This is a genomic window from Chryseobacterium sp. Bi04 (assembly GCF_918698085.1).
Taxonomy (GTDB): domain Bacteria; phylum Bacteroidota; class Bacteroidia; order Flavobacteriales; family Weeksellaceae; genus Chryseobacterium.
Genome location: NZ_CAKKLP010000006.1, coordinates 33,063 through 44,582 on the forward strand (window position 1 = coordinate 33,063; position 11,520 = coordinate 44,582).

Consider the following 11,520-nt stretch of genomic DNA (forward strand, 5'->3'; position numbering starts at 1 on the left):
TAAATGGATTGATGTTTAGTTTTACTATTTCCTGTACCTCTTTTCAGAGTTTCTAAATCCTTTATTGGATCAAGTAAGTACACTTAATTTCTTCTACCTATTAAGGAGAAGAGCTTATACTGAAGATGTTTTTTGTTTGGATAGGTCTTTGTCCTGCATTCCTGGTACATTCACAAGATTGAACATACGTATTAAAACCTGTAACGGATACAGGCAGGAGGATTGTTTTTCTCATGGTTAGTTTTTATTATCATTTCAAATCTATATCACAAGCATTAAAGATATTATGCCGTTTCAATGAAATGTTATATTTTTTCAAAAATAAAATAAATATAATTAAAAATATAAATTAAAAACTAAATAAAACGAAAATTAATTAACTATTTTACGAAAAACACTATTAAAACTGTAGTATTAATAAACATCTGAGCGGATCATAAGAACAAAATTAATACTTAAAAATATTTAGATTACCTTTGTAAAATGTAATTCTTTCAGGCTGAAGGAATTTTTATTTAAATTTTAAAATAATTCATTTGAATTTTACAGACTTACAATTAATAGAACCTATTGCAAAAGCAATCCAGGAACAAGGGTATACTAATCCTACTCCCATTCAGGAAAGATCTATTCCTGACATCTTAAATGGCAGAGATTTTTTAGGATGTGCGCAAACAGGAACAGGAAAAACAGCGGCCTTTTCTATTCCTATCTTACAGAACTTATCTAAAAAGAAAATTTCTAACAATCATATAAAAGCCTTAATCCTAACTCCTACAAGAGAACTGGCGATCCAAATAGAAGAAAATATCAATGCTTACGGTAAATATCTTCCATTAAAACAGCTTGTTATTTTTGGAGGGGTAAAACAGGGAAACCAGGAAGCTGCATTGAAGAGAGGTATTGACATTCTGGTGGCTACACCGGGAAGACTTCTTGACTTCATTGCCCAGGGCATTATCAGTCTTAAAAACATTGAGATCTTCGTTCTTGATGAAGCAGATAGAATGCTTGATATGGGGTTTGTACATGACGTTAAAAGAGTAATTAAGCTTTTGCCTCAGAAGAGACAGACTTTATTCTTTTCCGCAACCATGCCCGGGGAGATTCAGAAACTGGCTAATTCCATCCTGAATAATCCTGTAAAAGTAGAGGTAACACCTGTTTCTTCTACAGCAGATACCATCAAACAATCTGTTTATTTTGTAGAAAAAGATAATAAACTAAACCTGCTATCCCATATTCTTCAGAATGACATTTCAGATTCTGTATTGGTTTTTGCCAGAACAAAACATGGTGCCGATAAAATTGCAAGAAAGCTTCAAAAAGATATGATCTCTGCAGAAGCTATTCATGGTAATAAATCTCAAAATGCCAGACAAAATGCGCTGAATAATTTCAAATCCGGAAAAACAAGAGTGCTTGTAGCTACGGATATTGCAGCAAGAGGGATTGATATTGACGAATTAAAATTTGTGATCAATTTTGAATTGTCTGATGTTTCTGAAACCTATGTACACAGAATTGGAAGAACAGGAAGAGCCGGTGCTGAAGGAAACTCAATATCTTTTGTAGACGGACTTGATCTTCTTAATCTAAAAAATACGGAAAAACTTATCGGAAAGAAAATTCCGATTGTAAAGGATCATCCATTCCATACAGATGATCTCGTTGCTCAAAAAAGAGATTCAAACAATAAACCGATGTCAGGAGGAGGCGAAAGACAGGGTCCGAGACCAGCAAGGACTCCCAATAATAAAAAGCCGGCTGCATCCACAGGATTTAAAAAGCCTAAGAATAAGAGTTTCACCAGAAAGAAATAAAAAAAAGAAGCCTTTTCAAAATTTGAAAAGGCTTCTTTTTTATCTTCTATTGAATAGAAATCATCTATTTGAATAGTCTTTCTGCGTTTTCAGTAGTAATCCTGTCAATCTCTGAAAAATCTTTCCCATAGATATTTACCAGTTTCCCGGCAACTAAATCAAGGTATGCACTTTCATTTCTTTTTCCTCGGTGAGGAACCGGCGCCAGATAAGGAGAATCTGTTTCCAGAACAATCTTATCTAAAGGGATTTCGTTCAGAAACTGGTCTATTTTACCGTTTTTAAAAGTAACCCCTCCTCCTATGCCCAAAATAAAGTTAAGATCTACAGCATGCCTTGCCTGATCCAGATTACCCGAAAAGCAATGAAAGATCCCTCTAAGCTTTGGATGTTTTTTTCTTTCCAGCACTTCAAATGTTTCATCAAAGCTTTCTCTTGTATGAATTACAATGGGAAGATCTTTTTCTATCGCCCAGTCAATCTGCTGTTCAAAAGCTTGCACCTGGATATCCAGGGTGGTTTTATCCCAATACAGATCGATTCCTATCTCCCCTATCGCCGGAAAATTTCTTTGATCAAGATAATTTTTAACAATATCCAGTTCTTTTTCCCAGGATTCCGGTTTTACATAACAGGGATGTAACCCCATCATTGAAAAAATCTGCCCGGGATATTCGGTTTCCAGCTGTAACATCTTTTCATGAGACTCAGAATCAATAGCAGGAAGATAAAACTCTGTAATCCCTCTATCTATAGCTCTTTGAATAGCTTCTTTTCTATCTTCATCAAATTCTTCTGCGTATAAATGTGTATGTGTATCAATCATTTTCTTATCATTTTAACAGATCTTCGTAAGGATTTTCAAGATGCATCAGCATGCCAAATGCCGGTTCCGTCTTTATTCCCTTTTTTTTCAGCTCTATTATCTTCTTTTTAAAGTCTTCTCCTTTTTCCTGTAATATTTCGTATTCGGCAATCATATGCCTGTAAGCATTCTGCTCTCTGGCAGGTTTATTCTGACCAAAAATCTCAATAGGAAATTCTTCCAGCATAAAATTTAAAACAATACTTCTCTCCCCATTTAAAGTGATATTTTCAACCTTAACATCGATTTCCTGAGGAATCAGATCACATGACCTTAGTTCTTCCAAAAAATCCTCTTCAAATCCAGGATCTACTTCACAGATAATATCCAGGTCACTGCCCGCAATATCTATTTCAATAGGAATGGTTCCCGCCAGTAAAGGCGAATACTTACTTAATTTTTCAAAAATTTTATATTTTGTGAGCACTTCAAAAGCCCTCTTCTGTCTTTCGTTTCCATTTTCCAAATAATCAATCTGGGTAAAATCAATCATTTGAAAATATTTTATGTTTTACTTTTGTACGTTGGTTTTCAATTCTCTGATCCAGTTTTTCCCTGAATTCAATAAACTTCGGATCTTTTTTATCACTCGTTTTATGCTCTAAGGCTTTGGCAATTTTAAAATTTTCTTTAATAAAATCTTTGGTATCCTCAGAAAAATAAGCATCCCCAAATTTGTCAAAGATATAGTTTACAGCCTGGGTACTGGGATGAATCATATCTTCTTTATAAAAACGATAATCCCGGAGATCATCCATCAAAATCTCATAAACAGGTAAATAATGACAGTCTTCAAACATGGATATGGATTCATGAATAGCAGTAATAAGTTTGGATTTACTCAGCTGGTTCTCAATCATTCCGTCTTTGGTGTGCCTTACCGGTGAAACGGTAAATAAAATCTGCACCTCTTCTTTACAAATATCCTTAAGATCCAAAATTGTATTGTAAATAGAATCGGTCAGCTCCTGATGAGAGAGCAGTTTTTTTTCGAAAAACTTTTGGGGAATCTTATGACAATTGGCCACCAGCTGTTTCTTTGGAATAAATTCATAGATAAATGAAGTTCCATAGGTAATAATAATCCAGTCTGTCTCCTGAAGAAAAGCATTTCCTTCTTCAATAGCAGTATTGATCTTATCCAAAGTCTGATGAATATACCGTGTATCAAAACTCGTATGATGATCCAGTGAAATATATTCTTCATTATAAGTGATCAGGTCCTCTTCTTCATAAAACAATGAATCATGGAGGATTTTCACTTCATTGCGGATGGAAAGGGGGTTGAAAATCGTTCCAAAAGGATTATTAAGTGTTTGCAGCTGTCCTTGCTTCAATAAATCGGTCATTTCTGAAGCAAAGCACGAACCTATTGAAAATATTTTATCTTCAACCTCAATTTTCTTTTCTGATTTTTTAATATCAACTTCAGTTCTGAATTTCATTTTTTTCAGGGAGTAGAAATTAAGCAGCAGGTAATAAGTTCTTATTAACGAAACCTGCCACCTGCTAGCTCTTATCTAAAATCTTATTTAGCTTTCTCTTCTCAACAAATAATTGGCCAGTTCTATAAACGGCTTTTTCTTTTCTTCAGGAATATCAATTTTTTGAAGATAGCTCTGTCCTATTTCATTGTGCTTTTCAATCAGGCGGAGCGCTTTATCATCTACTTTTGCTCTTCTGAAGATTTTTTCAACACCATAGACTTTGTCTACATTATCTGTCTTCTTAGAATACCAGTAATCCAGTTCTTTTCTCTCTTCTTCCGTAGCATGTTCTTTTGCTAATAAATAAAGAACGGTCTTCTTATTTTCATAGATATCTCCAGCATGCTTTTTACCAAACTGAGCCTGATCACCGAAAACATCAAGATAATCATCCATAATCTGGAAAGCAATCCCAATATGTTTTCCGAAATTGAAAATAGCTTTTGCATCTTTAAAATCCGCTCTGGCAATCAATGCACCGATTTCAAAAGAAGAAGCACTCAGAACTCCTGTTTTATAGGTAATCATTCTGATATAATCATCAAAAGTCACATCTTCCTGAGTCTCAAAGTTGATATCATACTGCTGTCCTTCACATAGTAAAAGTCCTGTATGGGTAAAAATCCTGATACAGGCTTTGAAAATTTCCGGCTCCAGATCTTCAAAGAATTTATAGGCTTTAAGCATCAGCCCGTCTCCGGAAAGGATACCTACATTGATTCCGTGTAGTGTATGGATGGTAGGTTTATTTCTTCTTAAAGGGGCTTCATCCATAATATCATCATGGATCAGTGTGAAATTATGGAAAAACTCTATAGCCAATGCCGGCTTTATAGCTTCTTTCAGATCTCCTCCAAACAGATCACATGCCATCAGTACCATAATGGGACGAAGGCGTTTTCCTCCATGAGAAATGATGTAGTTCATCGGATCATAAAGTTCTCTGGGTTTATCTTTAAAAGTATACTTATTGATGGCGTCGCCAACGATCTGCTGGTATCTGTCTAAAAATTCCATAAATTCTTATAATTTGAACAAAAATACGATTTTCGGAGCTTTATAAAACAAAAAACTTTGCCCAAATGGACAAAGTTTTATATGATCATTTTAATTTTTCACTTAAGATAAGAAACTTACTAAAAGATAGGTAACTCCTGCTACAATAGCTGAGATTGGAATGGTAAGTACCCAAGCCCAAAGTAAGCTTACTGTAATTCCCCATCTTACCGCAGAAATTCTTTTCGTCAATCCTACCCCGATAATAGAACCTGTGATCGTATGTGTTGTAGATACAGGAATACTAAGCTGGTCTGTAATAAAAAGTGTGATTGCTCCTGCAGTCTCAGCACTTACTCCTTCTAATGGAGTTACTTTTGTAATTTTAGTTCCCATTGTCTTGATGATCTTCCAACCACCACTCATGGTACCCAAACCGATTGCCAGGAAGGAAACCAAAGGAACCCAAAGATAGTGCTGTGCAAAGTAATCAAAACGTCCTGCTGAAGGAATATTCAGATAAACAGGGTCATGAAGCATTTCCACATGATAATAGATCAGGGCTGCCCCAATAATACCCATTACTTTTTGTGCATCATTCAGACCATGACCTACACTGAAAAGTGCTGACGAAACAAGCTGTAATCTTTTGAAAGACTTGTCTGCCTTGTAAGGATTTGATCTTTTATAAAGATGTACAATAATTAATGTAATGATGATTGATATAACCATCCCTATAATCGGTGCCATGAAGATGAACAGGAAGATAGGAATTACTTTATCAAATTTCACAACGCTCTGTGTTGTTACCTGATGGAAAGCATGTTTACAGGTTTCAAAGAATCCTAAACCAGGTTGAGCTGCTGCTACATCGTGATAATCCAGCATAAAAGCATGCATCAGAGCAGCTCCCAAAAACCCACCAATTAAGGTATGTGATGATGAGGAAGGAATCCCAAACCACCATGTCAAAAGGTTCCAGGCAATAGCCGCTACAAGACCAGAGAATATTACCTCAAGGGTAATAAAATTCTCATTAACTGTTTTAGCGATTGTATTTCCAATCCTGAATTCACCTATTACATAGGCCGCTAAAAAGAATGCTGCGAAATTCCAAAGGGCTGCCCAGAGTACAGCCTGGAACGGGCTTAAAACTTTTGTAGAAACAATGGTTGCAATTGAATTCGCTGCATCATGAAAACCATTGATATAATCGAAAATTAAGGCTAAAGCAATAATAACCGTAAGTAAAATAGGAAATTCCATTTTTTGCTATGTTATGTATTGTTTAGGCGTATTTAATCATGATGTTCTCAATCGTGTTGGCAACATCTTCTGCTTTATCAGTTACTATTTCAAGATAGTTCAATACGGATGAAACTTTGATGATATTGATAGCATCATTGGTTTCAAACAATTCTACCATTGAATTGGAAAGCAGGTCATCAGCAATATTCTCAATAGAGTTTACTTTGATACAAGCTTCTTTTACCTGCTCCATATTCTTAAAACCTTTAAGGTTTTTCATAGCATTCTGGATTTCAAGACATGCTTTGTGGATCAGTAAAGAGAAGTCTGAATACGCCTTCATCTCAGGCGATTTGTACAAAAAGATATATTTTGTAGAAGCATAGATGTAATCAGCGATATCATCTAATCCTGTTGCCAATGTGTGAATATCTTCACGGTCAAAAGGAGTAATGAAGTTTTTCCCCAGTTCTACAAAGATCTCGTGAGTAAGTTCATCATTTTTATGCTCAAAGTCGCTCATTTTTTTCAACATAGAGTCATCATTAAGATCGAAATCTTTGATTCCTGTGTTGAAGTCTTCAGACATTGCAACTAGATTTTCGGTTACTTTTTCAAAAAGCACGAAAAAGATTTTATCCTTTGGTTGAAAAGCGTGGAAAATATTACCAATTCCCATTTTTTAGTATTTATAATTCGAGTGCAAATTTCCTAAAAAAGGATTTGACCTGAAACTATCTAACATTAAGTTTTGTTAACATTCGCTTACCATTTGATAATCAAATAAAAAAACCGGCATTACTGCCGGTTTTATATAGTGTTGATAAAGGTTTAGTTTGCCACTTCAGCCCTCATATCTTTTCCTTTGAACTTCATAGACTGAATATTGCTTAGAACATTGTCTTTGAATGATTTCTCAACTTCGAAGAAAGAGAATTTTTCTAAGATCTCAATATCACCAATCTCAGCTCTTTTCTTGGTCTTTCCTCCTGCAGTAGCCTGGTTGATAATATCCAAAACGTCAAGTTTCTTCAAGTGATCTTTCTTTCCAAGATTAAAGAAGAATCTTACCATATTCTCATCTTTTCTTCTTGGCTTTCCACCACGGTCTCTGTCTCTTCCACGATCTCTGTCTCTGCTATCTCTGCTGTCTCGGTCTCTTCCACGATCTCTATCTCTATCACGACCACGGTCTCTTCTTGAGTAATCATCATCTCTGCTGCTCAATTTCTGCTCAACAAGATCGTGTTTGTCTTTGTAATATAAAGCAAGATCTTTCAATTGGAACTGTAGCAACTGGTGCACCAATTCTTCTTTTGTAAAGTTGCTTAGATCAGGAATCAGGCTATTATCAAACTCGAAAAGATCTTCATGTTCTGTTAATAGTTTTTCGAAAACACCTCCTACCTGAGCTTTGATAATCTCTTCACCTGTAGGAATGAATTTTTCGTTGATATCAATCTTTGTTGCAGATTTGATCTGCTTCAGCTTTCTGCTTTCTTCAGGCTTAATTAAAGCCATAGAAATACCGTCTTTTCCTGCTCTACCTGTTCTACCACTTCTGTGAACAAATACTTCAGGATCATCAGGTAAAGAGAAGTGAATAACATGAGTCAGAGAGTTTACATCCAATCCTCTTGCTGCAACGTCTGTAGCGACAAGAATATCGATATTTTTCAATCTGAATTTCTTCATTACCGTATCTCTCTGCGCCTGAGAAAGGTCTCCATGAAGTGCATCTGCTGCATACCCGTTCTGCATCAAGAAATCAGCAACCTCCTGAGTTTCCATTCTCGTTCTACAGAAGATAATGGAATACTGATTAGGGTTTGCATCGATCAATCTTTTCAACGCTTCTTTTTTCTGACGGTAACCTACCACGTAATATTCGTGTGTAATGTTCTTCTTCACTTCGTTGATAGAACCTACTGAAATACGGTGTGGTTTTGTAAGATAATTTTTGGAAATTCTTTCCACTTCTTTATTCATCGTCGCCGAGAATAAGAAAGTCTGTTTTGTTTCCGGAGTTTCACTTAAGATGGTTTCCAATTCGTCTTTGAATCCCATAGAAAGCATTTCATCAGCTTCATCTAATACCAACCAATGAATAGCAGAAAAGTCTAATGCTTTTCTGTTGATAAGATCAATTACTCTTCCCGGAGTTCCCACAATAATCTGTGGTTTATCCCTCAAAGATCTCATCTGATCTACAATACTACTTCCACCATAAACTGCAGTAGTTTTGATGTCTTTCATGTACTTAGAGTAATTCTTTATGTCTTTAGAAATCTGAAGACATAATTCCCGTGTCGGACAAAGCACCAATAATTGGATTTTGCGACTCGTATCGTCAATCATATCCAAAATCGGAAGCGAAAACGCTGCTGTTTTGCCTGTCCCTGTTTGCGCAAGTGCGATCAAGTCGCGAATATCTGAAAGAATAAAAGGGATAGTCTGTTTTTGGATTTCTGTTGGGCTTTCGTAGCCCAGTTCGCCAATTGCCTTAAGAATATCAGGACTTAAATTGGTTTCCGTAAATAAATTCATTAACTATTTTAAAATTTTTGCAAAGATACAATAAATATTTGACTTGTTTTTGAATAAAGTTTTAAATATACAATCTTAAATTCAGAATCCTCTACTATTTTTTTGATTTTTTGAAAATTAAATCTAAAAAAACAAGCTTGAAATTAAAGACTTGTTAAACATTATTTTTTTTTATTAAATTGGATTGATTTTTTATGGGTTATTTATGAGTTTTTAAAAAATAACAGTACGCTTATTCTTTTATTCAACCGATTGATTATTTTTGAACCTATCCGTAAAAACCTGTTGATATTTTATTATACAATTAGGAATTACGTTGGAAATTCGGCCTTATAACTATGATTTATCATTATTTTTTTTAATAATATAATGATAAAAAAAGACTGCCCTCCAAGAAGGACAGTCTTGTGTTGGTTTTGCTAACAGTTAATGGTTGGGTACACATCTTAAAAATGTAGGATCTCCATTAAGCGCCTGGCAATAGCATTCGTAAATGTAATTTCCACACTGCTCCCCTTCTTTACTGCAATAAGATCCACAGCTGTATGCAGCTGCTCCACCCTGTAATTTTTTCAAATCCATTCTTGAAATTTTTTTCAGATTTTTCATAGTATTTACGTTATAATAAGTTGGTATCTCAAAGCTAAAAAATAAAATTCCCGGTTCCGTGAACTCCAGTTTAATTTTTGGTAAACGCAAGTTTATTTTTTAACTTCGTTTAAAATAAATCGGCATATCATTTCTTTACAACCTAAGTAAACCAAGCTCACAAAATGAATACAATACAACCAGGAACATTTACCTTTTTAAAAAAGCTGGCCATTAATAATAACCGTGAATGGTTCAATGAGAATAAAAGCCTATACACAGCATCACAGGAAAATGTGATTTCTTTTTTGGAAGATTTAATAAAAGAAATGTCAGCATTTGATGAAGATCTGGCTAAAATAGACCCTAAAAAAGCAATGTTTAGAATCTATAGGGACACCAGATTTTCAAAAGACAAAGTTCCTTACAAAACCAACTTCGGAGCCTCTTTAGGAATGGGAAAAGGCAGCCAGAAAGGTGGATATTATCTTCATATTGAACCCGGTAAATCATTTCTAGCCGGCGGAATCTACATGCCTGAATCTTCTGTTTTGAAAGAGGTAAGGAAGGAAGTCTCTTTATATGGCGATGATTTTCTCAAAATTTTAAATCAAAAAGATTTCAAAAAGCATTTTCCTGAGCTTGATCAGGATGGTAAACTTAAAAAAGTTCCCCAGGGTTTTGAAAAAGAAGATCCTATGGCAGAATACCTGAAGCTTAAGAATTTTATCGTACTATACCGTTTAAAAGATGAAGAAATACTAGATAAAAAAGCAGTACAGAATCTGACAAAAATTTTTAGCCTAATGAAACCTTTTAATGATTTTCTAAACACTCCTTTTGTTTAGCTAATCCGAAAGCTACAGACAGAACATTCAGTTAAAGTTTAAAGATACCGCAGTATTTTCTTTATTTCTCGTGAATATGCCTCATAAGCAATTTCTGAGAGAAAAACCGGTATGCCTTATAATTAGAGTGTTCAGGAATCTTTAAAACAGCTGTTTATCAGTTGGAAGAGTCTCGGGGGTCCATTAGAAACCTGTTACATCTCATTATTTTCAAAACAATCAGGAAATATTACCAACTGAAAATCAACCCATTATATTTAACATTTTTTAAGATAAGTTTTACATTTTTGCTTATCTTTGCTGTTCGTCAAAAAGCTAAGGATGTCTTTATACCAAAAACTTGCAGAAAAACTACAATATATAAGTCCGAATTTCTACAAAAAAAGATATTTTAAGACCTTAAAAAATCTTAATAAAAATAATTTTTCGGAACGTAATGTAGAACCGGAACTGGTATGGATCAAGGAATACCTTCCTAAGAATGCTGTAATCCTTGACATTGGTGCGAATGTAGGAACTTTCCTTTATCAGCTGGAAAACAAGTTGGATCATGAGCATATTTATGCTTTTGAACCTAATAAAAAACTTTACCAGCGCCTTAAAAGGCTGTTTCCCACAATGCAGGTTCTGCCTTTGGCTCTTTCTGACGAAAATACAACAGCTGAATTTAAAGTTCCTGTTATTAATGGAAAAACAATTGCTTCCCGGGGAACCTTAAACACTTCTTATAAGGAAAAAGGGGAAGAAAAAAGCCTTACTGAAAAAGTAAAGGTCATTAAGCTGGATGACTGGGCTGCCATAGAGCACTTTGACAAACTGGATTTCATCAAAATAGATGTTGAAGGAAATGAAATAAAGACTCTTCTGGGAGCACAAGAAACCATCAGAAAGTTCCTGCCGACCCTAATGGTTGAAATGGAGCAAAGACACCATCAAACTCCTATATGGAATGAAATCTCTGAGGTAAAAAGCTGGGGATATGAAGCTCAGTACCTTAACAGAAACAGCTTTATCCTGGAAACACTTACAGAGGATATTTTACTGCAAAATACAAGTGACGAAAAAAATAAAACTCAGTATATCAACAATATTATTTTTATACCTAAAAACCTTTAAAA

General features: G+C 34.8%; 12 protein-coding genes. 3 read left to right on the top strand and 9 right to left on the bottom strand.

Translation table 11 applies throughout. The features are described from left to right. Positions 1–100: 100 nt before the first annotated feature. Positions 101–235: a hypothetical protein gene (locus LQV47_RS22495; protein ID WP_290368647.1), complete on the bottom strand. Its 135-nt coding sequence runs from the start codon at positions 233–235 to the stop codon at positions 101–103. Positions 236–536: 301 nt separating this feature from the next. On the opposite strand from LQV47_RS22495, the gene LQV47_RS11345 reads away from it, so the two are divergent. Next, positions 537–1,823, top strand: a complete 1,287-nt coding sequence (locus tag LQV47_RS11345) for a DEAD/DEAH box helicase (protein WP_230036932.1) — start codon at positions 537–539, stop codon at positions 1,821–1,823. Between the two features lie 64 nt (positions 1,824–1,887). Here LQV47_RS11345 and LQV47_RS11350 read toward each other — a convergent pair whose 3' ends face one another. The 8 genes from LQV47_RS11350 to LQV47_RS11385 form a co-directional block, all read right to left on the bottom strand. Then, on the bottom strand, positions 1,888–2,649 hold the full coding sequence (locus LQV47_RS11350; RefSeq protein WP_230036934.1) for a TatD family hydrolase: 762 nt from the start codon (positions 2,647–2,649) through the stop codon (positions 1,888–1,890). Between the two features lie 7 nt (positions 2,650–2,656). Next, positions 2,657–3,181, bottom strand: a complete 525-nt coding sequence (locus LQV47_RS11355) for a DUF4269 domain-containing protein (RefSeq protein ID WP_230036936.1) — start codon at positions 3,179–3,181, stop codon at positions 2,657–2,659. After that, positions 3,174–4,133, bottom strand: coding sequence for a GSCFA domain-containing protein (locus LQV47_RS11360; RefSeq protein ID WP_230036938.1), 960 nt, complete (start codon positions 4,131–4,133; stop codon positions 3,174–3,176). Before LQV47_RS11360 ends, LQV47_RS11355 begins: the two co-directional genes overlap by 8 nt. Before the next feature lie 87 nt (positions 4,134–4,220). Further along, a complete protein-coding gene (locus tag LQV47_RS11365) occupies positions 4,221–5,192 on the bottom strand; it encodes a polyprenyl synthetase family protein (protein ID WP_230036940.1) in 972 nt (323 codons plus the stop codon). Positions 5,193–5,294: 102 nt separating this feature from the next. Next, complete coding sequence (locus tag LQV47_RS11370; RefSeq protein ID WP_230036942.1) at positions 5,295–6,437, bottom strand: inorganic phosphate transporter; 1,143 nt, start codon at positions 6,435–6,437, stop codon at positions 5,295–5,297. Positions 6,438–6,459: 22 nt separating this feature from the next. Next, a complete protein-coding gene (locus tag LQV47_RS11375; RefSeq protein ID WP_042723220.1) occupies positions 6,460–7,098 on the bottom strand; it encodes a DUF47 family protein in 639 nt (212 codons plus the stop codon). Between the two features lie 152 nt (positions 7,099–7,250). Continuing rightward, positions 7,251–8,966, bottom strand: a complete 1,716-nt coding sequence (locus tag LQV47_RS11380; protein WP_230036944.1) for a DEAD/DEAH box helicase — start codon at positions 8,964–8,966, stop codon at positions 7,251–7,253. Between the two features lie 426 nt (positions 8,967–9,392). Next, on the bottom strand, positions 9,393–9,575 hold the full coding sequence (locus LQV47_RS11385) for a hypothetical protein (protein WP_230036946.1): 183 nt from the start codon (positions 9,573–9,575) through the stop codon (positions 9,393–9,395). Between the two features lie 164 nt (positions 9,576–9,739). Here LQV47_RS11385 and LQV47_RS11390 point away from each other — a divergent pair, with 164 nt between their 5' ends. Continuing rightward, positions 9,740–10,402 (top strand): DUF2461 domain-containing protein, encoded by a 663-nt coding sequence (locus tag LQV47_RS11390; RefSeq protein ID WP_230036948.1) that lies wholly within the window; start codon positions 9,740–9,742, stop codon positions 10,400–10,402. A gap of 321 nt (positions 10,403–10,723) precedes the next feature. Then, positions 10,724–11,518, top strand: a complete 795-nt coding sequence (locus LQV47_RS11395; RefSeq protein ID WP_230036950.1) for an FkbM family methyltransferase — start codon at positions 10,724–10,726, stop codon at positions 11,516–11,518. The last annotated feature ends 2 nt before the right edge of the window (positions 11,519–11,520 follow it).

Coding starts and splice junctions, on each gene's coding strand:
- LQV47_RS22495 (WP_290368647.1), bottom strand. CDS start 235: ATGAGAAAAACAATCCTCCTGCCTGTATCCGTTACAGGTTTTAATACG.
- LQV47_RS11350 (WP_230036934.1), bottom strand. CDS start 2,649: ATGATTGATACACATACACATTTATACGCAGAAGAATTTGATGAAGAT.
- LQV47_RS11355 (WP_230036936.1), bottom strand. CDS start 3,181: ATGATTGATTTTACCCAGATTGATTATTTGGAAAATGGAAACGAAAGA.
- LQV47_RS11360 (WP_230036938.1), bottom strand. CDS start 4,133: ATGAAATTCAGAACTGAAGTTGATATTAAAAAATCAGAAAAGAAAATT.
- LQV47_RS11365 (WP_230036940.1), bottom strand. CDS start 5,192: ATGGAATTTTTAGACAGATACCAGCAGATCGTTGGCGACGCCATCAAT.
- LQV47_RS11370 (WP_230036942.1), bottom strand. CDS start 6,437: ATGGAATTTCCTATTTTACTTACGGTTATTATTGCTTTAGCCTTAATT.
- LQV47_RS11375 (WP_042723220.1), bottom strand. CDS start 7,098: ATGGGAATTGGTAATATTTTCCACGCTTTTCAACCAAAGGATAAAATC.
- LQV47_RS11380 (WP_230036944.1), bottom strand. CDS start 8,966: ATGAATTTATTTACGGAAACCAATTTAAGTCCTGATATTCTTAAGGCA.
- LQV47_RS11385 (WP_230036946.1), bottom strand. CDS start 9,575: ATGAAAAATCTGAAAAAAATTTCAAGAATGGATTTGAAAAAATTACAG.
- LQV47_RS11390 (WP_230036948.1), top strand. CDS start 9,740: ATGAATACAATACAACCAGGAACATTTACCTTTTTAAAAAAGCTGGCC.
- LQV47_RS11395 (WP_230036950.1), top strand. CDS start 10,724: ATGTCTTTATACCAAAAACTTGCAGAAAAACTACAATATATAAGTCCG.